The sequence below is a fragment of the Mesorhizobium sp. P2_E6 genome, assembly GCF_056403835.1.
The window spans coordinates 337,347-362,095 of the sequence record NZ_JBFUEQ010000007.1; the positions used below are offsets into that span (position 1 = coordinate 337,347).

The window sequence follows — 24,749 nt, forward strand, 5'->3', positions numbered from 1 at the left end:
GTTTAAGCCGCGACTTCCTGAGCGGCCCATTTGCGCAGGATCTGCGCGGTGCGCTCCTCGTTGAGGTCGACCATTCGGGCAAGCCGCTCCTGCGGCGCCGGCCTGATCTTCTGGCGAAGATCGTCGAGCGGTGTCGGACCGGAGCGCGCACCGGGCAAGGCGCCGACGCCAGCGCTTTCGGCGTTTGCACTTGCTTCGGGTGTCGGTAGCGAGCGTTGGACGTCTTCGTAGCTGGGGCCTGTAAGTGCCGGCGTCGCCTTTGCCGTCAGCGCCGCCGCCATCGGCCTCAGGCCGAAGAAGGCGACCAGGAACACCACGACGATGAAGGCGCCGGCGTTGATCAGCGTGCCGGCATGCTGGCCGATGGAATCGAGCATCCCAGCCTGCGGGATCGCCTCGCCGTCCAGCCCGTCGATGAACTCGACCGCAGAGACGTCGATGACGTCGCCGCGCTTGTCGTCGAAGCCGGTGGCCGAGGTCACCATCTTCTGGATCTCGGCGACGCGCTTGGCAATCTGCTCCGGCGTGGCGTCCTTGCCGAGGATGGTCACCAGGCGTTGCTGGTTGACCACGACGGCGATCGACATCTTGGTGACGGTGTAGCCGTTGGAGACGGTGGCGATCTTCTTCGAGTTGATCTCGTAGTTGGTGATCTCTTCCTTGCGGTCGTTCTGCGAGGAGGATTGCGGACCGTCGGTGGCGGTTGCCTGGGTCTCGGGCAGGTTCTGCTCGACGCTGGCTGGCGTCGAGGCCTGCTTCTGGTTGTTGTTTTCGTTGGCGCGCACCGACTGCACCGAGCGCTCGACGCGTGAATTCGGATCGAAAATGGTTTCTTCCGTCTGGCGGGTGTCGGTGTTGACCTCGGCCTTGACGCTGGCGCGGAAGTTGTCGGGGCCGAGATAGGCCGTCAGCGCACGGCGGATGTTGTCGCCGATCTGCGCCTCGACGGTCTGCTCGACACCGAGCGTGCGGGCGGCGCTGGTGTTGGAAGGATCATCGCCCGCTGCCAGCAGATTGCCGCTGGAATCGAGCACGGTCACCTTGTCGGCCGACAGGCCAGGGACAGCGGCGGCGACGAGATGGCGGATCGACATGGCGCTCTTCTCGGCGTCGATGCCGGCGTAGCGGATGACCACCGATGCCGAAGGCTGCTGTTCGTCGCGGCGGAAATTGGCGCGTTCGGACATGACGATGTGGACGCGCGCCGCCTTGATGCCTGAAATCGACTGGATGGTGCGGGCGATCTCGCCCTCCAGCGCGCGCACGCGGGTGATCTGCTGCATGAAGGAGGTGAGGCCGAGCGAGCCGACATTGTCGAACAGTTCGTAGCCGGCATTGGCGCTGGTCGGCAGGCCCTTTTCGGCAAGCAGCATGCGCGCCTGCGCGGTTGTGCCGGCCGGCACCAGCACCGAGGTTCCGTCGGCGCCCACATCGAAGCCGATGCCGGCTTCGCCCAGCACCAGGCCGATCTGGTTCACGTCGGCGCGGTCGAGCCCGACATAGAGCGTGTCGTAGGCGGGACGGTTGAGATAGACCGAGGCGATGCCGATGACGCCCATCACCAGGACGGCGATGCCAGCCAGCATGGCAAGGCGCTTGACGCCAAAGCCGCGAAGATTCGAGATGATGCTCTGGATCTGTTCCGGCACGGTTCGACGACTCCCAGCATGACTGTCCGCCGGAACAGTAGTCTTCGAAGCTTGTGCGAAAATGAAATCGGGCCGCGCTTGCGGCGCGGCCCGTTAATCGGAGTGCGAAAAGGACGGTGCCGGTGGCGCCCGCGACTAGTTCTTGAACAGCGACAGGATGCTCTGCGAAGCGCTGTTGGCGATCGACAGCGACTGGATGCCGAGTTGCTGCTGAACCTGCAGCGCCTGGAGCCGGGTCGATTCCTTGTTCATGTCGGCATCGACGAGCTGGCCGACACCACGGTCGATGGAGTCCATCAGGCTCTGGGTGAAGGTCTTCTGCAGGTCGATGCTGCTCTTGGCCGAACCGAGGATGGTTGCGGAATCGGTCAACTGCGCCATGACCTTGTCGATCCTGGTCACCATCTGGGTGATGATGTCGTCGGTTACGCCGGCCGCGGTGATGTCGAGGTTGTAGGCGGAGATGTTGTCGACCTTGGGGACGACCGCTCCCGCCGCCGCCTGACCAGCAGTGTTTGCCGCGATGTCCGTTGCTCCGCCAGCGAGCGCGGTCGCATAGGCGTTGTCATACAGGGTCTGGGCGGCTCCCGTGGCATAAATCGAAGTCTGGCGATCGAGGGTGCCGCGATTCTTGACCTCGGTGGCAAGGCCGTAGTCGAAAAGCTTGGTGCCCTCGACATCGATGTCGATCGTTCCGATCGAGACGGCGCCCGACGAGGAGCGATTGAACGAGGACACGATCTGGGAGTCGGCCTGGACGCCATCATTGGGGACGGCAGTCTGCTTGGAGGTTACCGCAAGGAAGTTCGAGCCTGAGAAGGTCGCCGCATCGGCAAAGGACTTCATCTGCGCCTGAAGCGCATTGATCTCGGTCTGGGTTTTCGCCTTGGCGGCATCCGTCTGGCCGACGGTCGAAAGCAGCTTGGTCTTGATCTGGCCGATCGTGGTCAGCACATTGTTCATGCCGGTGTAGGCGGTGTCGACTTTCGAGGCGCCGAGGCCGAGTGCATCCTGCACCGTCGACAGGGCCGAGTTGTCCGAGCGCATCGTGGTGGCGATCGACCAGTAGGCGGCGTTGTCCGAGGCCTGCGAGACCCGATAGCCCGTCGAGATGCGAGCCTGCGTCTGTTCGAGTGACTTGTTGGTGGCGCTGAGGCTTTGAAGTGCGGTTAACGCCGCAGCGTTTGTCATGATGCTCGCCAAGAAAGTCGCTCCTTCTCAAAAACCGACATGCTCAGACATGCCGGACAGGCCTGTTCAACGGGTGGCATCGTGCCGGTCGGACCGATTCGCCAACGGTCGTAAGCTATTGGTTAACCATAACTAGCGCGGCATGGTTAACAGCCTGTTAAAAGCTGGCCTTTGAGAGTTAAGGAACGAGCATTGTGCGAGGCTTGCAAGGGCAAGTCGAGCAAACGCAAATCGGGCCGCGCTTTTGGCGCGGCCCGATGTTTAGTGCGAACTGTGATCAGGCGAAGGCGATTAGCCGCGGAAGAGCGACAGGATCGACTGCGACGAACCGTTGGCGATCGACAGCGCCTGGACGCCGAGCTGCTGCTGGACCTGCAGGGCCTGCAGACGGGTCGATTCCTTGTTCATGTCGGCATCGACGAGCTGGCCGACACCGCGATCGATGGAGTCCATCAGGTCGGAGGTGAAGGTCTTCTGCAGGTCGATACTGCTCTTGGCGGCGCCGAGCGTGGTGGCGGCGTTGGTCATGTCGGCGAGCGCGGAGTCGATGACGGTCATCATCTGCTTGATCTGATCGTCGCCCGCGGCTTTGCCCGTTGCGGTGTCGAAGATCTTCAGGCTGGCGGCCGAGTAAGTGTCGGTGGCCGTTGCGGCGGCGCCCAGGGTCACGGCAACGGCCGTGAGGGTGGCCACACCGGTGGAGCCCGTGCGCTGCGAGTCCAGGATGCCCTTGTTGAGTGTCGCGGTGGTACCAGCTTCATAGAGCTTGATGTTTTCCACCTTGACGTCGATCGTCGAGATCGAAGACGCACCGGCGGCGTCACGGTTGAAGGCCGAAAGGATCTTCACATCGGCCGCCGTCGTGGCTGTTGCGCCGCTGTCTACGGACAGCATGTTGGTGCCTGAGAAGGTGGCGCCGGTGGCAAAGGACTTCATCTGGTCCTGAAGGGCGGCGATTTCGACCTGGGTCTTTTCCTTCGAGGCGTCCGTCTGGCCGTAGGATGCCAGCAGCTTGGCCTTGATCTGGTTGATGGTGGAGATCGCGCTGTTCATGCCGGTGTAGGCGGTGTCGACCTTCGAAGCGCCGAGGCCGAGTGCGTCCGAAACGGTGGACATTGCCTGGTTGTCTGAGCGCATCGTGGTGGCGATCGACCAATAGGCGGCGTTGTCCGAGGCCTGCGAAACGCGGTAACCGGTCGAGATGCGCGCCTGGGTGTCCTGGAGGGATTTGCTGGTGGCGTTAAGGCTCTGCAGGGCCGTCAACGCGGCGGAGTTCGTCATGATGCTGGACATGGTACTCGTACCTTGATTTTACAGGTGTTTTTTTGACATACCGGGCCTCCCGGTATGACGGTGCGGCATCATGCCAATGATCTTCGAAATCGATCACCCGCCATCTGCGAGCGAATATGCGGGCAAGTCCCTACCAAAGGGCTAAACCGGACGGTTAATCGAAAATATATTGCTTGAATTCTGCGCTGGAGACGCGCGATGGCGACCAGCCGCCAGGGATCAGTTGCCAGCGCTCAGTTGAAGGAGCGCACAAGGCTGCCGACAAGCAGATTCCAGCCGTCGATCAGGACGAAGAACAGGATCTTGAACGGCAGCGACACCACCGTCGGCGGCAGCATCATCATGCCCATCGCCATGGTGATGGTGGCGACGATCAGGTCGATGACCAGGAATGGCAGCACGATCAGGAAGCCGATCTCGAAGCCGCGCCGGATTTCCGAGATCATGAAGGCGGGCACCAGGATGCGCAGGTCGACGGTGTCGCGCGAAACGGTCTGGCCGCGCTCGCGGGCGAGATCTGCGAAGAGGTCGAAATCCTTGTCGCGCACATTGCGCAGCATGAAGGTGCGGAATGGATCCGAAATCTTGTCGAAGGCTACTGTCTGGGTGATCTGGTTGTCCATCAGCGGCTTGACGCCGGTGTTCCAGGCCTGATCGAAGGTCGGCGCCATGACATAGAAGGTCATGAACAGCGACAGTGAAATGAGAATGAGGTTGGCGGGCGTCGACTGCAGGCCGATGCCGGCGCGCAGGATCGAGAAGGCGATGACGAAACGGGTGAAGCTCGTCACCATGATCAGCAAGCCGGGCGCCACCGACAGCACCGTAAGCAGGCCGAACATCTGGATGATGTAGCCGACGGTGGTGCCATCGGCCTTGCCGATGCCGCCGAGATCGAGTTGCTGCGCCGCCGCGACGGAGGTGGCGGCGGCGACCATCGCCGTGGCGAGAAGGAACTTTCTCATTCGAGCAGCAATGTCCTGATAAGAATCTGCTTGGCGTGACCCTGGCTGCGGATCGAGGCGCGTTCCTCAAGATCTGCCTTCAGGTGCTGGTAACCGCTGGCACCCTCGATCTGATGCATCTTCAAGGTGCGCACCAGGGCCAGAAGGTCCTGGTGGATGTCATCCGTCATGGACTGGGGCTGCGGCCCGTCATAGACGACAGACGCTTCCATTCTGATCCAGGTATCGGCAGGCGAGGCGATGTTGGTGGTGATCGGCGCGAGCACGACGAGCATCGGCCCCACGCCTGGCTCACCGGCCCCGGCGGGCTGTGCGGTCTTGCCTTCGTTCTCGGGCGCGACCGGCACCGACGCCGGTGCCCCGACGCCCTTGAGATAGCCGCCGGACATCCAGCCCATGCCGATGGCGGCCGCGGTCACAACCAGCAGCATGACGGCCTGGATGGCAAAGGAGGGACCCTTGCGCGGCTGGACCTGTTCGACGTTTGCCACGGTGCCGTGTTCCCCAATCCTAGAACGGAAGGACCTGGTCGAGAATCTGCTGGCCGTAGGCAGGTTGCTGGACCTCGGTGATGCGGCCGCGCCCGCCGTAGGAGATGCGGGCTTCGGCGATGCGTTCGTAGGGAATGGTGTTCTCGGCGCCGATATCGGCCGGCCGCACGATACCGGCGAGGGTCAACACCCTGAGCTCGGCGTTGACGCGCACTTCCTGCGATCCCGTGATCATCAAATTGCCGTTCGGCAGGACATCGGTGACGATGGCCGCGACATTGAGTTCAAGCGTTTCCGAGCGCTTGATCTCGCCGTCGGCCGTCGTGTCCGTGGTGGAGGTGAGAGCGCCGGCGCCCTTGCCGGCTGTGCTCCACTTGTCCCATTGCGCGCTGAGGTCGTAGCCGAGCTTGCGGTTGGCGGTGCGGCTCCTGTCGTTCTGGTTCTTGAAGTTGGCCCTGTCGTTGATCTTGATCTTGACGGTCAGGATGTCGCCCTGCGACAGCGCCCGCGGGTCGGTGAACAGCCGGCTCTGGCGGTCATCCCACAAGGAGAATTTCTTGACCGGCGTCGGCGGCGTTTGCGGATAACGATATAGGGACGAGGTGTTGCCGCCATCGATGCCGGAGCCGACCGGGGACAAAGCCGGCTCCTTGCCGACCTCCTTCAGGTTGGTCCCGCAACCGGACAGCCCGGCGACCGCGCATACGACGAGCATCTTGCGGATCATGACGGATCTACCCTTCGGGCTGCGCTGGCCATGATGCCGGTGAGCGTCGCCGCCGCCTTCTGGTCCATTTCGTTGAGGATGACGCTCGCCTTGCGTGAATCGAGCTTCATCAGTATGGCCGCCGCCAGGTCGGCGTTGACGATGGCCAGCCGCTCGGCGGCGGCGTCGGGCTTCATGCCGGCATAGATCTGGACGACGCCGTCTTCGGCCCGGGCCAGGAAAACCTCGCGCCGCTTCAGCCAGGTCTCGTATTCGGCCCGCTTCTCCTCCAGCGCCTTCATGCGCTGGTCGATGCCGGCCTGCAGCTGCTTCATCTCTTCCGCCTGCAAGGCATAGCGGCGGTCGCGGGCGGCGTCGGCGATGTTGGAGCAGAAGCGCTCGATCTCACTTTGATCCGGCGCCTTTTCCCGCGTCAAATGCTGCGGTGTCTCGGCCGCCGGCGCGCCCGGCAGGACCTGGCGAACCTTTTCTTCGCCGCGCGCCGTGCTGGCGACTAAGGACATGGCGACAACACTGGCCGCGAACAGGATTGCGGCGGCGCGGCGTCTTTCTTGGCGTGAGAGGGAGCGCGTCATCGGCATCGCCTATTGCAGAACCAGGTCGGCCTGCAGGGCGCCGGCCGACTTGATGCCCTGCAGAATGGCAATGATTCCGTCCGGCTTGACGCCGAGACGGTTGAGGCCGGAAACGAGCGTTTCGAGATCGGGTCCGTCAAGCACGGCGACGCGGGCATCGGGCCGGCTGGCGTCGATCGCGGTGAACGGCTCGACGGCCGTCTCGCCCCTGGAGAAAGGCTCGGGCTGGACGATGCGCGGCGCTTCGGTGATGCGCACGGTGAGCGTGCCGTGGCTGATGGCAACCCGCGAGATCTTGACGTCGTTGCCGATGACGATGGTGCCGGTGCGCTCGTCGATGACGACGCGGGCCGGCGTGTCGGATTCGACCACCAGGTTTTCGATCTCGGCATAGAAGCGGGCCGCCGAAACACCCTTCGGCCTCCTGATCTGCACGGTGCGGGAATCGCGCTCGGCCGCAACCCGCGCGCCGAAGCGCTGGCTGGTGTAGTCGTTGATGGCGTCGGCGATGCGAATGGCGGTCGAGAAGTCGGGGTTGCGCAATTGCAGGGTCAGCGTCGCCTGATCGTCGAACTCGGCCTGGACCGCGCGCTCGACGATGGCGCCGTTCGGCACACGGCCGGAAGTCGGCACGCCTTGCGTCAGCTGCTCGGCCTGTCCCTTGGCGGTGAAGCCGGAAACGATGACCGAGCCCTGGCCGACGGCATAGATCTCGCCGTCAGCCGCCTTCAAAGGCGTCATGATCAGCGTGCCGCCGGCGAGCGAGGTGGCATCGCCCATCGAGGAGACGTCGATGTCGATGCGGGCGCCGGACTGCACGTAGGGCGGCATGTTGGCGGTGACGATGACGGCGGCGACATTCTTGGCGCGTGCGCTGCCGCCTTCGGTGGCGATGCCGAGATTTTCGAGCATGGCGCGGATCGATTGTTCGGTGAACGGCGAGTTGCGCAGGCTGTCGCCCGACCCGGCAAGCCCGATGACCAGGCCGTAGCCGACCAGTTGGTTGTCGCGCGAACTCTGCAGCTGGGCGATGTCCTTGATGCGCGAGGCGACCTGGCCCGGCGGCAGCGAACTCGGCCCCGACGAAACCCGGAACATGCGGCTGGTGGTGGCCGGATTGTATTCGGGATCGTCGTAGACGCCGCCATTCTTGGCGGCGAGCTCGCGCTTGGCCTTGGGCGTCAGGCCGTCGGCCAGCGCCGGCTGCAGGCCGAGCACGGCTGCGAGGATCAGAGCAAGTCCGCGCGTCATGAAGCGCTGACCTGGATGGTCCCATCCGCCATCACCGTGCCGGACAGGATCTTGCCGCTGTCGACGTTGCGGACCTTGACAAGGTCGCCGGCGGAACCCGGCTGCAACGTCACCGCGGTGGCCGAGATCGTCAATCCGCCGGCGATGAAGAAGACCTGCACGGACGCACCCTGTTCGACCAGCCAGGCCTCACGGACGGCGGCGGAGGGGATGTAGCGGCCGGGAAGAAGCGTGCGCTTGGCGACCTTGCCGTCGAGTTCCTCGGCCCGGGTGGCGACCGCGTCCGGCTTGTGCTTGCCGGCGATCAGGGTCACACGCTTGAGCGCGCCAAGCTCGATGGTCTCGCCGGGATAAATAACCCGGTTGGGGATCAACACAACCTCGCCGGCAGGTTGGTTGCTGGCGATCTGAGTGGCCGACTGGTCCGCCGATTGATCTGCCGATTCCTGGGCGAAAGCCGGCATGCAGCCGGCCACCAGCGCAAGGACAAGCGCGGTGCGGCGGAATGCGGAGCAGGAGATCGGCATGGCCATCATCCCTACCTGATGTTCTTGGAAACGACCGAGGCCATGTCGTCGGCGGCCTGGATGACCTTGGAGTTCATTTCATAGGCGCGCTGCGCCGAGATCAGCTCGGTGATTTCCTTGACCGGGTCGACGTTGGAGGCCTCGAGATAGCCCTGCTGGATGGTGGCAAAGCCGGGATCGCCCGGCACGCCGACATTCGCCGGCCCGGAAGCCGTGGTTTCCTGGAACAGATTGTCGCCGAGCGGGGCGAGACCCGCCTCGTTGGCGAAATTGGCGATCTGGATCTGGCCGAGGTTCTGCAGGTCAGCCTGGCCATCGATGCGGGCGAAGACCTGGCCGGTCTTGTTGACGATGACCTCAACGGCGTCGGTGGGAACGGTGATTGCCGGAATGACACTGGCACCGTCCACCGTCACCAGCTGTCCGGTGGCGTTGGTGTTGAGGGCGCCGGCGCGGCTGTAGAGCGTACCGCCGTCGGCGCCTTCGATCTGGAACCAGCCCCTGCCGGTCAGCGCCAGGTCGAAACTGTTGCCGGTGCTGGTCAGTTCGCCCTGGGTGTGGACGTTGCGCACGGCCGTCGTCTTGACGCCGAGGCCGATCGAGACGCCCTCCGGCACCAGCGAGGTATTGGAGCGGTTGGGCACGCCCTGCGTGCGGTCGACCTGGTACAGCAGGTCGGAGAATTCGGCGCGTGCACGCTTGTAGCCGGTGGTGTTGATGTTGGCGATGTTGTTGGCGATGACTTCCAGGTTTGTCTGCTGGGCATTCATGCCAGTGGCGGCGATGGCGAGTGCTTTCATGGCGGAGTTCCTCAGATGCCCATTCGACTGACTTCGAGATAGGCGGAAACCACCTTGTCGCGGATGGCGACGGCGGTCTGCAGCGCCTGCTGCGCGCTCATCACGGCGTCGACCACCTGACGGGTGTCGGCGTCGCCCTTGAGCGCCTGCACCGATACCTGCTCGGCATTCGCCATCGTGCTGACGGTCTTGGAGGCCGCCTGGCTCAGCGCCTCGGCGAAGGAGGTGCCGATATTGCCGCCGGCCGAGGGGGGCGCGCCGCCCTGGAGCAGGCTTGTCACCGCGTCGTCGCCACCGACCGAGGACTTGAACTGAAGGGCTCCGATGCCGCTGATCATTACTGGTTCCTCATCAGGTCGATGGTCATGGAAATCAAGTCGCGCGCCTGCTTGACGACCTGGAGATTGGCTTCGTAGGAACGGTTGGCCTCGGTCATGTCGGCCATTTCGATCAGCACGTTGACGTTGGGCATCTTGACATAACCCTTGTCGTCGGCGGCCTCGTTGCCGGGTTGGAACTCGACGGGAAAGTCACTGGGATCGCGATCGATCGAGTTGACTTGGACAGTCGAGCTGCCGGAGGTCCGGTCGAGCTCGGAGACGAAGCTGATGGTCTTGCGGCGATAGGGATCGGACCCTGGCGTTGTGCCGGTCGACTGGGCGTTGGCCAGGTTTTCCGAAACCACACGCAAGCGCTCCGATTGGGCGCCGAGGCCGGACGCTGCGACTTTTAGGGCTGAGATCAGCGCGTCCATGGTCAGCTCTTCACCGCCATCATCATCATCGAATGGAACGCCTTGACGATCGCCGTGTTGAGCTCGAAGGAGCGGCGCACTTCGCCGGCCTTCATCAGCTGATCTTCCAGCACGACCGAGTTTTTGGACGGCATGACAACGCCGTCATCTTCCTGCGGCTTGACGGTGAAGCCGGCATTGGTCGCGGCGTTGCCGAGATGGCCGGCCTGCGTGGCCTGCAGCGACACCGCGGTGCGGTCGAGCACTTTTTCGAACGGCTCGACATCGTTTGCCGTGTAGCCCGGCGTGTTGGCGTTGGCGATGTTGCCGGCAATAGCGGACTGGCGCACGGCAAGCCATTGCGCTTGCTTGGCGGCGAGGTCGAAAAGGGAAACGGGCTCCATGGGAATCTCCGGGCGGGTTCCCGAAGACTAGGCCGCCAGTCTTGCGCGGACCTTGCGGATGACCGGACGCGCGAGACGGGGCGTTACCTGGAGAGTTCGATCACCTGGTCGGTGCTGGTGACCATGACCCATTTGCCGTTGCGCTGCTCGATGGAAGACACTTGGCTGGAGTCGGGCAATATCGAGCCCCGCTGGACCATCCATAGTCCGGCATCGTCCTCGATCATGGCGCGGCCGTTGGCGACATGAACCATGCGGAATTTCGCGGCGTCGGCCGGGAAGGGTTGCTCGTCGGGCGCAGGCGCGGGATTGGCGTCGTCCTGCACCGTTCCCGTGGCAAACAGATCGAGATTGGCCGCAGGAACGTCCTTTACCGTCAGCGGCGCGCTGCGTTCGGCGACCACGCCGCCGCCCGCCCGCCCCGAATTGGTGCCGGTGCCGCCGAACTTGATCGCCTGGACGCCAAACTGTTCCTGGTTGAAGAAGATGTACCAAGGAAACAGGGCGCAGATCAGCCCTAGTGTGAGGCCGAGCGCGGCAACAACGAAATCGCTGCGGCGGTCGGACTGTTTTTTCAGCCTGGGAAACTGTGCCTTTGGCGGCTGTGGCCATTCGGTGCGGGGGAACAGGCCGTCGATCAGCGACTCGCGGCTGGCTTGGGTCATCTCGCCAGCCTCCGCCTGGGGATCCCTGGGCAGAGCGAGCTCAGCAGCCTTGGACCGAACAGGCTCGGCTTTGGCAGCCCTCGGCAGGATTGGCTTGGCGGCCCTGGGCAGGATTGGCTTGGCGGCCCGGGCTAGAACAGCCTCGGCTTTCGCAGCTATGGCGCGGGCAGCCTTTGCCTTGGCAAATCTGGCTTCGTCAGCCCTGGCTTGTTCCGCAGCGTTGGCCTCCGCGATCATCTCGCGCAGGATACGCTCGGTGTACTGGCGTTCAGTCTCCTGCATCGGCATTCAGCTTACCCTTGAGGTGACGGGCGAGATCGGAGAACGGTTCGGCGGACGGACGGTCCTTGGGCGATTGCGTCAGCGCCTCGTAGATCAGCGGCACCTGGCGCACGGCAATATCGAGCTCGGCGTCGACGCCGCCCTGATAGGCGCCCAGCAAACGGATGTCGCGCGTGTCCTCGAAGCGGGCGATCATCGACTTCAGCCTCGTCACCAGCGCGCGCTGTTCGGCGCTCCAGGCCTTGCCGGCAAGACGCGATATGGACGACAGCGGATTGACCGGCGGATAGCGGCCCTGTTCGGCGATCGCACGGTCGAGCACGACATGGCCGTCAAGGATGCCACGCACGGAGTCGGCGACCGGGTCGTTGTGGTCGTCGCCGTCGACCAGCACGGAAATGATGGCGGTGATCGATCCCCTGCCTTCAACCCCGGGGCCTTCGGCGCCCGGTCCGGCGCGCTCGAGCAGCTTGGGCAGTTCGGTGAACACTGAAGCGGGATAGCCGCGGGCGACCGGCGGCTCGCCGGTTCCCGTCGCCACCTCGCGCAAGGCATGGGCGAAGCGGGTGATCGAATCCAGCACCAGAAGCACGCGGTGGCCCTGGTCGCGAAAATGCTCGGCGACGCGCATGGCGGTGTCGGGCGCACGCCGGCGCATCATGGCGCTCTCGTCGCTGGTGGCGACGACGGCGACGGTCTTGTCCATGCTGTCGCCGATCGTATCCTCGAGGAATTCACGGACTTCGCGGCCGCGTTCGCCGATCAGCGCCACGACGACGGTATCGAAGGCGTCGGCGCCGGCAAGCATGGCGAGCAGCGTCGACTTGCCGACGCCGGAGCCGGCGAAGATGCCGAGGCGCTGGCCGAAACAAAGCGGCGTGAAGATGTCGATGACCTTGACGCCGGTCATGAAGGCGGTGCCGACGCGCTGCCGGGCCATGGCGCCGGGCGTGGTCCGGGCGCCGCTCGGCGTGTCGTCACCCCTGACCAGTGAGGGGCCGGCATCGATCGCCCTGGTGAGCGCGTCGATGGTGCGGCCGCGCCACGAGGCATGCGGCGCCACCGCGAGCGGGCCGCGGCGGAACACGGCATCCCCGATGCCGGCATCGGCGCTGCGTTCGAAGGGTGCCACGACGACCTCGTCACGGCTGATCTTGACGATCTCGCCACGGCGTGCGCCGGCATGGCCGCGCTGTTCGACAATGTCGCCCAGCCTGGCGAAGTCGGAAAGGCCGCGCACCTTGTAGTGCGTGGACGTCACTTCGACGACGCGGCCGCCGCGCTTGAGCAGCGCTTCGGTGCCGGCGAAACGTCGCCATACCCGTTCCAGCGCGGCAAGCCGGTCTTCGGGAGCCGGCTGGAGCTGTCTTTCGGGTGCGCGCAGGGATGGCTGGTCGAGCGACATGGACTATTTCGAGCCGAGCGTCTTGATCGCCTCGTCGGTGGAGGAGTCGGTCTGCCGCATCAGGGCCGCGGTGTTTTCGAACGCGCGCTGCACCTGGATCAGCCGGGTGATCTCCAGCACCGGATTGACGTTGGATTCTTCGAGAAAACCCTGGGCGATGCCGGTATCGGAGCGATCGGTGACCGGCTCCGGCGTGCGCGCCGGAATGATCCCGGAATTGCCGTAGCGGACGAAATTCTCGCCGGGATCGAAATTGTAGAGGCCGATGGAGCCGACAAGCTGATCGTTCTGGCGCAGCGAACCGTCGGCCCCGGCCTTGGGCGGACCGTTGCGGGGGTCGAGCTGGATCGGGGTACCGCCGGCGTCGAGCACCGGGTGGCCCTCGATCGACATCAGTTCGCCATTCTCATTCATCGAAAAGCGCCCGTCGCGGGTCATGACGGTGCCGACCGGCGTATCGATGGCGAACCAGGCATCGCCCTGGACGGCGAAATCGAACGGATTTCCGGTCTCGGTCAAGGCGCCGTGCGCGCCGGAAAGATAGGTCTTGCCCGAAGACGCGAAGGATACCGACTTCGGCCCGGTGCCGGAGACGACATCCTCGAATTTCACGCCGGTAGCGCGAAAGCCGACCGTCGAGGCGTTGGCGACGTTGTCGGCGATCGTGTCGAGGCGGCGCTCGAGCGCGATCTGTGAGGAAAGGGCGACGTACAGGCTGTCCCGCATGATGGTCTCAGAACCTCAATTTCTGCATGGCCATCATCAGGTCGGTGGAGATGCCGACCGTGATCGGCTGGGCAAACAGCACGCTGGCCGAGCTGACCGCCGATGAGGTCGGGTTGTTTATCTCGTACATGCTGGTGAAGCGGGTCAGGAACTTGCCGAGCTTCTCGGGATCGGTGAAATCCGAGATGTCGAGTTTCTGCTCGAACAGCTGCGCCTGCTTGTCGATGTTGGCGGTGGCGAAGGAATCGGGCAGCCCGAGCGCGGTGCGCACGACGCTGGCAAGGGCAGTGTCGGCCAGCACGTCGTACCAACTGGTGATGGTCGGTGCCTTGCGATCGAAATAGAGCGCCAGCCGTACGCCCTGGTTGGTGTTGCCGGCATCCTCTTCGAGCGTCTGGCGCATGTACTTGTCGACGGTCGGCTGCTGCGCCGAAACGATGGTGGTGGCGCTCGCGCCATTGGCTTCGAAATTGAAAGCCGAGGCGAGTGCTGCGTAGGTCTTGTCCGTCATCTTGTTGGCGACGCTGTCGGGGTCGCGGACGCCGCCCTGCAGAACCCGCTTGATGAGATCCTTGTCCTGCGTCGCCGCGTCGAGGCCGAATGACGCGAGGGCGTAGGTGTAGAGCCGGTTGTTCGACATCAGATCGTCGATCGACTTCACCTTGGTGATGTTGGCGAGATAATATGTCGTCTCGCCCTTCACATAGTCGGAGTTCGGATCGAGGCCGGCGATTGCCGCCTGCGTGGCGTAGTTCTTGGTCACCATCTGCTGCGTCTTGTTGTAGATGGTCGCATCGGCGCCGTTGGCGGCGAAGTTGAAGGCGCTGACGAACTCGGCGTAGCGCTTGTCGGTCAACTTGTTGGCAAAGCTGTTGGGATCGGAGACGCCTTCCTTCAACGCCTTGACCATGAAGGCCTTGGCGTAGTCCATGTTCTCGAGGCCGTAGGCCTTCATGGCATATTTGAACAACCGGTCATTTTTGACGAAATCGTCGATCGATTTCACCTTGGTGATGTTGGCGAGATAATATTTGGTATCGCGGTCAACGACGGGCTGCTGCTCGATCCTGTCGAGCGACTTCGAGATGTCCTTGGTGATGAGCTGGTAGCTGGTAAAGGTATTAAGCAAAGACGTGCCTCCGGCCGAAGCTATGCCGGCACAATACCCCCACTTCCTTGCGCGAAACTGAATCGGATCCGCGGCTTCGATTCAAGCCTCACACAAGGCACGAGGGCTATCCCTTGCTTCCGATGTGAAATGCGGAAGGACCTGTTGTGGGCATTCTGATTGGACTGGTGGTAACGCTCGGCTGCGTGCTTGGCGGCTTCATGGCCATGGGCGGCCATCTTCATGTGCTGGTCCAGCCGTGGGAAGCCGTGGTCATCTGTGGCGCCGCGTTCGGCACGTTTCTGGTCGCCAATCCGATGAAGACGGTCAAGGATACCGGCAAGGCCATCCTCGAGGCGTTCAAGCAGGCGGTGCCGAAGGAACAGAACTACCTCGAAACGCTCGGCGTGCTGCACAGCCTGATGCGCGAGCTGCGCTCAAAATCGCGCAGCGAGGTCGAGGCGCATATCGACAATCCGGAGGAATCGGCGATCTTCCAGGCCTTTCCGACCGTGCTCAAGAACCACGATTTGATGAATTTCATCTGCGATTACTGCCGCATCATCATCATCGGCAATGCCCGCTCGCACGAGATCGAGGCGCTGATGGACGAGGAAATCCAGACCATCAAGTCCGACAAGATGAAGGCTTATCACGCGATGGTGGCGGTCGGCGACGGCCTGCCCGCGCTCGGCATCGTCGCCGCCGTGCTTGGCGTGGTCAAGGCGATGGGCGCGCTCGACCAGTCGCCTGAGATCCTCGGCGGCCTGATTGGCGCGGCCCTGGTTGGCACCTTCCTCGGCATCTTCCTTTCCTATGCGGTGGTCGGGCCGGTCGCCACCAAGATCAAGACCGTGCGCGAGAAGAACAACCGCCTCTACATCATCGTCAAGCAGACGCTGCTGGCCTACATGAACGGCGCACTGCCGCAGGTGGCGATCGAGTTTGGCCGCAAGACCATCTCGTCCTATGAGCGGCCAACGATCGACGCCGTCGAGCAGAGCACGATGAACACCGGCACCGCCGAGAAGAAGGCTGCCTGAACGATGCGCCAGAGATCGGTCCCAGCATTGTCATGACAAGCCCGGGAAGCCCCTCGGAAGCCCGCTCGCTGATTATCGAGCGCCTGGTCGGCGACAGCGGCGAGGCCGCCCAGGTCATCGGCACCGGCCGGGGCATGGCCGAGCGCGCCGCGCCGCTGCTGCAGAAGAGCCTGACCAGTGAGCTTGGCGTGCCGGTCACCGTCGATCTCAGGACCGTCGAGATCAGCCGCGTCGCGGAAGCGCGCTCGCATGCCGGCGATACGTTTGCCATGACCATCGTCGCATCAGCCACGTCGTCCGATGCCATGACCGTGGTGATCGATGCGCCGGCGATCGCAATCACGGTTTCTACGCTGTTCGGCGGTGACCCGGAGATGCCGGCATCGCCTATCGAGCGCGATCTGTCGCAGATCGAGGTCGATGTCTCGACCATGGTGTTCCAGCAGGTCGCACAGGCCCTGAACGGATCCGGACGGCGCTCGCTCGATCTGCGCCTGCCCGTGTCGCGGGCGATGTCGGGCACCGAAGCAAAACGGCACGTGCTGCGCGACGGCGCTGCAGTCCGCATCGTCTTTGGCATCTCGACGCCGGCCGATAGCGGCACCGTCACGGTGACGATGCCGCAGCGTATCGTGCTGGCCAGCCGCGATAGCGCCGCCGGTGTCAGCCAGGACGATCACAGCGCCAGCTGGCGCGCGCGCTTTTCGGAAGAAGTGATGCGATCGACGGTGGCACTAGAGGCCACCATGCCGCTTGCACGACTGACACTCGGCGACCTTGCCGATTTCGAAATCGGCCAGGTCATCGAATTCGAGGAAACGGCACAGTCGCAGGCGCGTCTCAGCGCGCGCGGCAAGACCCTGTTCGTATGCGAGTTCGGCAAACTGGGTCAGAATTACACCGTCCGAATCAGGCATCCCTACGATGCCGGGCAGGATTTTATCGACGGGCTGATGCCGGCTGCCGCCGGACGCGCCTGAGCATTTGGAGACGATTCATGGCCCAGACCAAGGCGGAAGCCGACCTCGACCAGCCCGACGAGCAGCTCGACCGCGCCATCGAAGAATTGCGCGGGGTCCTGCATGAAGAGGAACAGCGCCCGGACGCGGCGTTCAGAGCCGCTTCATCAGCCAATTCAAGCGTCATCATGAACATCCCCGTCGATGTCCAGATCATCCTCGGCAGCACCGAGATGCCGGTCTCCGACCTGATGGCGCTGCAGAAAGGTTCGACGGTGGGGCTCAACCGGCGCATCGGCGAACCTGTCGACGTCGTGGTCAACGGCCGCAAGATCGCACGCGGCGAGATCACCGTGCTGGAAAGCGATCCGTCGCGCTTCGGCATCAGGCTGACCGAAATCATCGCCGGCACGAAGGGCGCCTAGACATGGATTGCGGGGCTTGCCGGTGGCAGCGGAGGCGAGAGGCATGACGACGCCGGTGACCTTGACCCGAGCGCAGAAGGCGGCCGCCATACTGGTGGCGATGGGCAAACCGTCGGCCAGCCGTCTCTTGAAATTCTTCAAGCAGGAAGAATTGAAGGCGCTGATCGAGGGCGCCCGGCTGCTGCGGACCATTCCGCAAAGCGATCTAGAGCGCATCGTCGCCGAGTTCGAGGCCGAGTTCACCGAAGGGGCGGGACTGCTCGATTCGGCCGACAGGATGGACACAATCCTCAATGAATCGCTCTCGCCCGAAGAGATGAGCGCGATCATGGGCGACAAGAAATTCGAGGTCGCGCCGGAAGCCCCGCTGCCGATCTGGCCCGAGCTCGAAAAGCTCGAACCGGCGCGGCTTGGCGCCTTCCTGGCCGGCGAACATCCGCAGACCGCGGCCATGGTGCTGTCGAAGCTGGCGCCGCAAGCGGCGGCGAGCGTGCTCCTGACGCTAACCAAGCCGACGCGCGGCGAAATCATCAAGCGCATGGTGACGATGGCTAATGTTCCGGACGCTGCCACCAGGATCGTCGAAAACCGGCTGCGCAGCAGCGTGCTGACGGAAACCTCGACCAAGGACACTTCGGCCGGGCAGGCGCGCGTCGCCAGTGTTCTCAACGAACTGGACAAGCCGCTGCTCGAGGAGGTCATGCAGGACCTGGAGGCCGCCGGCACGCCCGATCTCGACGGCGTCCGCGCTCGCCTGTTCGCCTTCGACGATTTGCCGCTGCTGACCCAGAAAGCGCGGGTGCTGCTGTTCGACGGGCTGTCGACCGAACTGGTCACGCTGGCCTTGCGCGGCACTTCGGCCGCGCTTGCCGAGGCGGCGCTGTCGGCGATCGGCGCGCGGTCGCGGCGCATGATCGAAGCCGAGCTCGGACAAGGGTCGGAGGGCGTTGCCCTTGCCGACATCATGGCAGCGCGCAAGTCGATCGTGTCAACGACGATCCGGCTGTCGCGCGAAGGCGCCTTCGAACTTCCCTCGACCCAGAACGCCGCCTAAGACCGCGACATGGCTGACGCGGTCGACAAGGATTCTAAAACCGAAGAGGCGACGGAAAAGAAGATCCGCGACACCATCGAACAGGGCAAGCTGCCCCATTCGCGGGAGACGGCGCTGCTGGCATCCTTCGTCGCCATACTGGTGTTCACCGTCTTCTACGCCAAGGACGCCATCATCGATCTCGGCATGTTTCTGTCGATGTTCCTGGAGAAGCCGGAAGCCTGGCCGATGGACACCGAGACCGACGTCATCGCACTCTACAAGATCGTCCTCCTGGAGGTGGGCCGCGCCATCGTCAGCCTGCTGGTGCTGTTGAGCGTTGCCGGTGTCGGCGCCTCGGTGTTCCAGAACATGCCGCAATTCGTCGGCGAGCGGATCCGGCCGCAACTCTCGCGCATCTCGATTGCCAAGGGCTGGAACAGGCTGTTCGGCATTCAGGGTTGGGTCGAGTTCCTGAAGTCTCTCGGCAAGGTCGGTTTCGCCATCGTCGTGCTGAGCTTCACGCTGTCGGAAGACCACCGTAAGCTGCTCGCCGGCATGATTACCAATCCGGTTGCGTTCGGCCTCGTCATCCGTGGCATCGCCGTCGACATCCTGGTGGCGATCGTTTTCGTCATGGGGCTGATCGCGGCGGTCGACATCGTCTGGTCGCGCTTCCACTGGAAGCAGGACCTGCGCATGAGCAAGCAGGAGGTCAAGGACGAGTTCAAGCAGTCCGAGGGTGACCCGATCGTCAAGTCGCGGCTGCGCTCGCTGGCGCGCGACCGGGCGCGCAAACGGATGATGACGGCGGTGCCGCGCGCGACGCTGATCATCGCCAACCCGACCCACTTCTCGATTGCGCTGAAATATGTGCGCGACGAAGATTCGGCGCCGATCGTACTGGCCAAGGGGCAGGATCTGGTGGCGCTGAAAATCCGCGAGATCGCGCGGGAACACAACATCCCGATCTTCGAGGACGTGGCGCTCGCCCGCTCCATGTACAAGCAAGTTTCGGTCGATAATGTGATCCCGTCGCAATTCTATCAGGCCGTCGCCGAACTGGTGCGGGTCGTCTACTCGAAAAAGGCTGAGCGCAGACAGATTTCATGAACCGGCAACCGCACGCAAACTCCCGCGAGATCATCGTCGCCAGCGCCATCGAGCAAGTGGTGGGGGAACTCCGGCTGATCGATGTCGCCGACTACATCGCCTTCATCCGGCTGGAGCATTTCGCGTGCCTGTCGGATCTGGTCGATTCGGCGGTGGAGCTGTTTTTCATGCCGGGTACGCTGCGGCTCGGCCATGGCGGCGAGGCGCATGTCGACTGGAGCGGCAGCCCGCGCATCGTGCTCGATCTGGAGCTGAGGCCGCCGGGTGTCACCGTCTATTTCCAGCTGACGCTGAGCGAGCACGGTGCTTCCGTGGTGGTCAACTATGTCTCGTTCGAGAAGCCGGGCGAAGACCCTGAGCACAACACGGCCCTGCTCGAGGCGGTGATCGAACAAGCGCGCATCCGCAGGGTCGAGCCGCTGGCCTTTCGCTGAACATCGGCCGCTTCCGAGCTGCGGCTGAAAGACCCACGAATTTGCCCTATTCGATAAGCCCCAGCCGCAACGCCTTGGCCACCGCCTGGTTGCGGTTGACCGCGTTGAGCTTCTGGGTGGATTGGGTCAGGTACTGGTTGGCGGTGTGCACCGAAAGCTTCAGCAGCCGCGCGATCTCCTCGCTGGTGTTGCCATTGGCGGTCAGCTTCAGGCATTCGAGCTCGCGCTTGGAAATCGCGCGCATGCGGCCGGTATCGCTTGGGCGCATGAGGGCGACAGCGGCAAACAGCGAAAAGCAGCGGGCATGGATCTCGTAGAGCGCGTCCTGCGGCAGGACGATCTCGGACCCCAGGAAGACGACAAGGCCGCATTGCCCACGCTCGGCATGGACGGGGAAGGCGATGCCGCTCGTGCCAGGCGCCAGCGGTGCCATCTGCTCGGTCCAGGCGAGATTGCCGAACGTCTCCGCCATGGCGGCGATGCCGTCGTCGGTCCACCAGCGCGGTTCCGTCGAGTTGCGGGTGTGGCGCACGATTTCCTCGCCATTGGCACCTGAAATGAACTTGGTCGCCACCGCAACGCCGGGATAGTCGGAATCGAGGCAAGGCACGAGCCGTGCCCGTTCGGCCGACGGGCTGACGAAGAACAGGCCGAAGGCCGAGGCGTTGATGTCGACAGCGATCCATCGGCAGCGGCGCACGGCGTCTGGAATGGTGACGGCGTGATGGGTCTCGGAGCCGAGCGAGAAGGCGCCGAACGGGTTGCGCTGCTCGTTGAAAAGGGCTTCGGCAGCCTCCTTGATATCGGCCTGTTTCAAATGATGCCGCTCCTGATCGCCGTGGCGATGGCCATCGCGCGGTTGCTGGCCGCGAATTTCTGGATGGCGTGGGTGATGTAGCTGTTGACGGTGTTGGAGGAGACGCCAAGGATGACGGCGACCTCGTCGGTGGTCTTGCCTTCGGAGACCCAGAACAGGCATTCGCGCTCGCGGTCCGACAGCGGATCCTGCATGGCGGCGGCGGCAATCAGCTGCGGGATGTGCGAGAGCGCATAGCAGCATTTCAGTTGCGCCCTCATCAGCGCCGGCTGGTCGATGCTGCCGGCAGTCGCTGCCGAGAACAGAGCGAACAGGCGCTGGCGGCCGACATTAAGCTTGAGTGAATAGACCTCGGCATGACCGAGCACATCGAGAAGGCGGGCCTCCTCGCCGGTGATCAACCCGTTCGTCTCGGGCGCTTGCGATGCCACCAGCGGTCTCGGGCGGATGCCGGGCGCAACGGTGAGCGCGCCTTGTGCAAGCCCGGCGATCAGCCGCTTGCCGATCAGCTCGATGGCGTCGAAAATCCAGTTGGACGAAACGATGCGAGCATCGTTGCGGTCCTGGTCGTGGACAATGGCAACCAGCATATAGCTGTCGGCGCCGATCTCGGCGGTCAGCTGCATGAAAAAGCTTGTGAGATCACCGCGCGACGTCAGGCGCGAGCCCAATGTATCGGATTGAAGAAGCGCGGCGGGACTGCTCATTCTTGTTGCTTTTGGCCGGAATCGTTTCTGCTGTCCGGATGCTGGGTGCCAGCCGCCGAACCTGAATACGCATTACTTTGACGAAGACACACGCTTGGCGCAGGGCTGCGCCAACCAGATCCGAATCCATTCAGGGAACGCGAAGCCGTCCGCGTCTGGTGCCGGAAAACTCCGGAACAAGAGACTTTGGGTGGTTGCCGCGCCCCCCTAGGACCGGCTGATTCGGGTCTAATCTACCCGCAGTTGAATCTGACATCAAACGCGATTTGACAAAATCGAATCCGATGGACTCGCATGCGACTCAGAGGCGGACTCCCAAGCCCTTTCACCACCCTTGGGTCATGGAAACGCCGACACGAAAAAGCCAGACGCTGTTGTTAAGTTGGCATATCGAGGGCCGATCGATTCCGATAGGTTTCCGCTGACCGGCAGGGATGGGCGTCCCTTCGGTCGGACTGGGCGAGATGGGCGGCGCTTGTTCGCGGCCATCGGCATTGGGGGGGTGATTATGAAGCGGGTTTTCCTGGCGTTCACGGTGATGCTTGCGATCTTGATCGGTGCGTGGGCGGTAGCTCCCGCACAGGCCGAGCCTGTTGTCACCTATGCGCTCGACAACGGGCTGCAGGTGGTGCTGGTGCCTGACCATCGGGCGCCGAAGGTGGTGATGAACCTGCGCTACCGCGTCGGTTCGATGAATGAACCCGCCGGCCGCTCGGGTTTCGCGCATCTGTTCGAGCACCTGATGTTTTCCGGCACGCCGGCCTGGCCGAACGTGTTCGGCGCCCATGCCGCGCTCGGCAACGAAATCAATGCCTGGACCACCGAGGATGGCACCGTTTTCTATGTCGACGGGCTGTCGTCGTCGCTGCCGATGATCCTGTCGCTGGAAGCCGACCGCATGGCCAATCTCGGCCGTTCGGTAACGCAGGCCAAGCTCGACCTGCAGCGCTCGGTGGTCAAGAACGAGATGCGCCAGAACGTGCTGGACAAGGCCGGCGCATCCGGCTGGGAGGCCTTCTGGTCAGGGCTGTTCCCGAAACCGCATCCCTACAGCCGCATGGTCATCGGCTCGGTCGCCGACCTCGACGCGGCGACGCTGGACGACGTGCGCGGTTTCTTCAACACCTATTATTTGCCCAACAATGCGGTGCTGGTGCTGGTCGGCGACCTCAAGGTCGATGACACCAAGGCGCTGATTGCCAACACGTTCGGCCGGGTGCCGCGCGGCGCCGATGTGGCTCGGCCAGCAGTGCCCGAGCCGACGCAGGCGCGACTCAAGCTGGTGCTCGAGGACCGTGTGCCGAGCCCCGTCGTCGTGGTCGGCTTCAGCGGCCCGGCGGCGCAATCGCCAGACAATGGCGCGCTCAGCATCGCTGCCGAAGTGCTCGGCAATGGCGAATACGGCTTCCTGCGCAATCGCCTCGTCTCGGAACAGGGCGTCGCCACCTATGCCAACGCGAGCTGGACCGGCGGATTGCTTGGCGGCCGCTTCACCTTCGAGGCCGGCGCGGCGGCAGGCGTGACGCCCGAAGCGCTCGAAGGCGCGATGAAAGCCGCTTTCGCGGATTTCCAGAAGATGCCGCTTGATGCGGCCGATGTCGAACGCGCGCGCAACGGGATATTGCTGGCCACGCGGCTCGGCAGCGAAGCGCTGAAGGATCGCGCCGGCACGGTTTCCTACAACGCCGACATTCTCGGCGACGCGCAAAGCGCGCTGGTCGACGATCCGCACGTCAGCAATGCCAGCGTCGCTGATGTCGAAGCAACGATGAAGCGGCTGCTGAGGCCGGAAGATGCAAGCGTGCTGGTGTTGAAGCCGGGTCCGCGCGGCGGCTACCCCGACGCGCTGATCGGATCGTCCGGCACGCCGCTGCCGTTCACGGCGCCGGAGCGGGCAGCGATCGATATTCCGAAGCACCAGGCCGGCGAGGCGCCTTCGGCGGCGTTGCCCGCCATGGAAACGGCGACGCTGTCGAACGGCATCAAGCTCGTCCACTACACCATGCCGGAAGCGCCGATGGTCTATGTGGCGGCCAGCGCCGACGGCGGCTGGAACAGTGTGCCGGAAGGCAAGGAAGGGCTGCTCGAGCTTGCCGCAAGCATGGCAACGCGTGGCGCCGGCGAGCGCGGCTCGGCCGACTTCGCCAAGGCGACCAGCGATATCGGTGCCAGCGTCGGCTATCAGGCCGGATACCTGACCACCGCGATGACGCTCGGCGTGCCGCCGGAAAAACTGGACCAAGGTGTCGGTCTGCTTGCCGATGCGGTGCTGAAGCCGCGTTTCGACAAAGCCGACTGGAGCGTGCTGATGGCGCAGACCGTCGACTGGCTCAATGGCCGCGAGGCGGACCTGCCGGGCGTTGCCGGCCGCGCGGCCAAGGCGGCGCTGATTCCACAGGTGCCTGACAAGGCCGCGATCGACTGGTCGGCCAAGGCGCTGGCCTCGATCTCGCTCGACGATGCCAGGTCCGCCTTCAGGACGGAGTTCACGCCGAAGGCGGTGACGTTCTACAGCGTCGGTCCGATGCCGGTTGCGACGGTGGCGGCAAGCCTTGAAAAGGCGTTCGGCACGTGGGCGGATAACGCCGCCGGCTATGCGGTCGAGCCATCGCCGGCGGCGCATTTCAATGGCGGCCAGAAAGTGCTGCTGGTGCCCGAGCCCGGCGCCAGCCAGTCGGCGCTGTTCGTGGCGCGGCCGGCGCCCGGCACCGACGAGGGCGAGCGCGCGGAATCGACCGCGGTCGCCAATCTGCTCGGCGACGATTTCTCCAGCCGACTGAACTCGGTGATCCGCGAGGAGAAGGGCTATTCCTATGGCGTGTCGAGCTATCTCTTGAGCCCGATGAAAGTCGGGTCCGGGCTGGTGGTGGCAACCACCGTCGAGCGGGCCAACACTGGTCCGGCGATCACCGAGATCCTGAAAGGCTTTGCCGGCCTGACCACCTTGCCGGTGGCGCAGGACGAGGTCGACCGCACGGTGACGGTCTATCGCCGGGCGCTGGCCGGATCGGCGGAGACTTCGGCCGGCCTGTTCGGTTCGCTGATCGGTGCCGTCGGCTCCGGTTCGACGCTGGAGGACCAGCAGAGCCGGATGACGGCGCGCACCCAATTGACGCTCGGTGCGGTGCAGAAGCAGGCGCTGGCACTATCTTCGCTCGATCCGTCGCTGATCGTGGTGGCGGGCGACCCGGATGTGGTGATGCCGCAGCTTGCCGCGATCGGACTTAGGAATGTCGAGATCGTCAAGCGCGACGCGGAAGGCGAGCAGACGGCGATGCGGGCGCTTGACCTTTTCGGCGGCAAGCAGCAAGCGCCGCTGTCCGCCTCGCCGTGGCGGGTCGGCGACGGTGGCACGACGCGGGCGGTGCATTCCTGTGCTTCGGCCAGGGATTGCGGTGCGCAAATCCACGCCGATTGATCGGTTCA

26 protein-coding genes are annotated in these 24,749 nt (G+C 64.0%); 7 read left to right on the forward strand and 19 right to left on the reverse strand.

Annotated features, from left to right (window positions below):
- Positions 1-2 precede the first annotated feature (2 nt).
- From fliF to AC1D08_RS20080, 17 genes are all read right to left on the reverse strand, one after another.
- Positions 3-1,649, reverse strand: coding sequence for a flagellar basal-body MS-ring/collar protein FliF (fliF, locus tag AC1D08_RS20000; protein WP_477423805.1), 1,647 nt, complete (start codon positions 1,647-1,649; stop codon positions 3-5).
- Positions 1,650-1,784: 135 nt separating this feature from the next.
- Entirely contained in the window at positions 1,785-2,852 is a 1,068-nt protein-coding gene (locus AC1D08_RS20005) for a flagellin N-terminal helical domain-containing protein (protein WP_477228051.1), read from the reverse strand.
- A gap of 279 nt (positions 2,853-3,131) precedes the next feature.
- Positions 3,132-4,133, reverse strand: coding sequence for a flagellin N-terminal helical domain-containing protein (locus AC1D08_RS20010; RefSeq protein WP_095084515.1), 1,002 nt, complete (start codon positions 4,131-4,133; stop codon positions 3,132-3,134).
- A gap of 233 nt (positions 4,134-4,366) precedes the next feature.
- Positions 4,367-5,098: a flagellar type III secretion system pore protein FliP gene (gene fliP / locus AC1D08_RS20015; protein ID WP_457151590.1), complete on the reverse strand. Its 732-nt coding sequence runs from the start codon at positions 5,096-5,098 to the stop codon at positions 4,367-4,369.
- Positions 5,095-5,589 (reverse strand): flagellar basal body-associated FliL family protein, encoded by a 495-nt coding sequence (locus AC1D08_RS20020; RefSeq protein WP_457151591.1) that lies wholly within the window; start codon positions 5,587-5,589, stop codon positions 5,095-5,097. The genes fliP and AC1D08_RS20020 overlap by 4 nt, the downstream gene beginning before the upstream one ends.
- A gap of 19 nt (positions 5,590-5,608) precedes the next feature.
- Complete coding sequence (gene flgH / locus AC1D08_RS20025) at positions 5,609-6,316, reverse strand: flagellar basal body L-ring protein FlgH (protein ID WP_457151592.1); 708 nt, start codon at positions 6,314-6,316, stop codon at positions 5,609-5,611.
- Entirely contained in the window at positions 6,313-6,897 is a 585-nt protein-coding gene (locus tag AC1D08_RS20030; RefSeq protein ID WP_457151593.1) for a MotE family protein, read from the reverse strand. Before AC1D08_RS20030 ends, flgH begins: the two co-directional genes overlap by 4 nt.
- A 3-nt stretch (positions 6,898-6,900) precedes the next feature.
- Positions 6,901-8,142, reverse strand: a complete 1,242-nt coding sequence (locus tag AC1D08_RS20035) for a flagellar basal body P-ring protein FlgI (protein WP_457151594.1) — start codon at positions 8,140-8,142, stop codon at positions 6,901-6,903.
- The gene (gene flgA / locus AC1D08_RS20040) at positions 8,139-8,675 is read right to left on the reverse strand and encodes a flagellar basal body P-ring formation chaperone FlgA (RefSeq protein ID WP_477423808.1); all 537 of its coding nucleotides are present in this window, start codon (positions 8,673-8,675) and stop codon (positions 8,139-8,141) included. Before flgA ends, AC1D08_RS20035 begins: the two co-directional genes overlap by 4 nt.
- A gap of 5 nt (positions 8,676-8,680) precedes the next feature.
- Positions 8,681-9,469: a flagellar basal-body rod protein FlgG gene (flgG, locus tag AC1D08_RS20045; protein ID WP_095084509.1), complete on the reverse strand. Its 789-nt coding sequence runs from the start codon at positions 9,467-9,469 to the stop codon at positions 8,681-8,683.
- A gap of 11 nt (positions 9,470-9,480) precedes the next feature.
- Positions 9,481-9,807 carry a flagellar hook-basal body complex protein FliE gene (gene fliE, locus AC1D08_RS20050; RefSeq protein ID WP_457151597.1) on the reverse strand — a complete coding sequence of 109 codons (327 nt, stop codon included), beginning with the start codon at positions 9,805-9,807 and terminating at the stop codon, positions 9,481-9,483.
- Positions 9,807-10,223 carry a flagellar basal body rod protein FlgC gene (gene flgC / locus AC1D08_RS20055; protein WP_457151598.1) on the reverse strand — a complete coding sequence of 139 codons (417 nt, stop codon included), beginning with the start codon at positions 10,221-10,223 and terminating at the stop codon, positions 9,807-9,809. The genes fliE and flgC overlap by 1 nt, the downstream gene beginning before the upstream one ends.
- Before the next feature lie 2 nt (positions 10,224-10,225).
- Positions 10,226-10,606, reverse strand: coding sequence for a flagellar basal body rod protein FlgB (gene flgB, locus AC1D08_RS20060; RefSeq protein ID WP_095084506.1), 381 nt, complete (start codon positions 10,604-10,606; stop codon positions 10,226-10,228).
- 83 nt (positions 10,607-10,689) lie between these two features.
- Positions 10,690-11,559 (reverse strand): hypothetical protein, encoded by an 870-nt coding sequence (locus tag AC1D08_RS20065; protein ID WP_457151599.1) that lies wholly within the window; start codon positions 11,557-11,559, stop codon positions 10,690-10,692.
- Positions 11,540-12,958: a flagellar protein export ATPase FliI gene (gene fliI / locus AC1D08_RS20070; protein ID WP_457151600.1), complete on the reverse strand. Its 1,419-nt coding sequence runs from the start codon at positions 12,956-12,958 to the stop codon at positions 11,540-11,542. Before fliI ends, AC1D08_RS20065 begins: the two co-directional genes overlap by 20 nt.
- Before the next feature lie 3 nt (positions 12,959-12,961).
- Entirely contained in the window at positions 12,962-13,684 is a 723-nt protein-coding gene (gene flgF, locus AC1D08_RS20075) for a flagellar basal-body rod protein FlgF (RefSeq protein ID WP_457151601.1), read from the reverse strand.
- 7 nt (positions 13,685-13,691) lie between these two features.
- Positions 13,692-14,813 (reverse strand): DUF1217 domain-containing protein, encoded by a 1,122-nt coding sequence (locus AC1D08_RS20080; protein ID WP_457151602.1) that lies wholly within the window; start codon positions 14,811-14,813, stop codon positions 13,692-13,694.
- Between the two features lie 146 nt (positions 14,814-14,959).
- Here AC1D08_RS20080 and motA point away from each other — a divergent pair, with 146 nt between their 5' ends.
- The 6 genes from motA to AC1D08_RS20110 are packed head-to-tail and all read left to right on the forward strand — an operon-like array spanning position 14,960 to position 19,799.
- The gene (gene motA, locus AC1D08_RS20085) at positions 14,960-15,835 is read left to right on the forward strand and encodes a flagellar motor stator protein MotA (RefSeq protein ID WP_095084502.1); all 876 of its coding nucleotides are present in this window, start codon (positions 14,960-14,962) and stop codon (positions 15,833-15,835) included.
- A gap of 32 nt (positions 15,836-15,867) precedes the next feature.
- A complete protein-coding gene (locus AC1D08_RS20090; RefSeq protein ID WP_457151603.1) occupies positions 15,868-16,815 on the forward strand; it encodes a FliM/FliN family flagellar motor switch protein in 948 nt (315 codons plus the stop codon).
- A gap of 17 nt (positions 16,816-16,832) precedes the next feature.
- A complete protein-coding gene (gene fliN, locus AC1D08_RS20095) occupies positions 16,833-17,219 on the forward strand; it encodes a flagellar motor switch protein FliN (protein ID WP_457151604.1) in 387 nt (128 codons plus the stop codon).
- A gap of 43 nt (positions 17,220-17,262) precedes the next feature.
- The gene (locus tag AC1D08_RS20100; RefSeq protein WP_457151605.1) at positions 17,263-18,273 is read left to right on the forward strand and encodes a flagellar motor switch protein FliG; all 1,011 of its coding nucleotides are present in this window, start codon (positions 17,263-17,265) and stop codon (positions 18,271-18,273) included.
- A 9-nt stretch (positions 18,274-18,282) separates the two neighbouring features.
- Positions 18,283-19,365, forward strand: a complete 1,083-nt coding sequence (gene flhB / locus AC1D08_RS20105; protein ID WP_095084498.1) for a flagellar biosynthesis protein FlhB — start codon at positions 18,283-18,285, stop codon at positions 19,363-19,365.
- The gene (locus AC1D08_RS20110) at positions 19,362-19,799 is read left to right on the forward strand and encodes a hypothetical protein (RefSeq protein ID WP_457151606.1); all 438 of its coding nucleotides are present in this window, start codon (positions 19,362-19,364) and stop codon (positions 19,797-19,799) included. Before flhB ends, AC1D08_RS20110 begins: the two co-directional genes overlap by 4 nt.
- A 46-nt stretch (positions 19,800-19,845) precedes the next feature.
- On the opposite strand, the gene AC1D08_RS20115 is transcribed toward AC1D08_RS20110, so the two are convergent.
- Together AC1D08_RS20115 and AC1D08_RS20120 are read right to left on the reverse strand one after the other, a co-directional pair.
- Positions 19,846-20,616: a helix-turn-helix transcriptional regulator gene (locus AC1D08_RS20115; RefSeq protein WP_457151607.1), complete on the reverse strand. Its 771-nt coding sequence runs from the start codon at positions 20,614-20,616 to the stop codon at positions 19,846-19,848.
- On the reverse strand, positions 20,613-21,323 hold the full coding sequence (locus AC1D08_RS20120) for a helix-turn-helix transcriptional regulator (protein ID WP_477398453.1): 711 nt from the start codon (positions 21,321-21,323) through the stop codon (positions 20,613-20,615). Before AC1D08_RS20120 ends, AC1D08_RS20115 begins: the two co-directional genes overlap by 4 nt.
- 508 nt (positions 21,324-21,831) lie before the next feature.
- Here AC1D08_RS20120 and AC1D08_RS20125 point away from each other — a divergent pair.
- Positions 21,832-24,741 carry a M16 family metallopeptidase gene (locus tag AC1D08_RS20125; RefSeq protein ID WP_457153711.1) on the forward strand — a complete coding sequence of 970 codons (2,910 nt, stop codon included), beginning with the start codon at positions 21,832-21,834 and terminating at the stop codon, positions 24,739-24,741.
- The last annotated feature ends 8 nt before the right edge of the window (positions 24,742-24,749 follow it).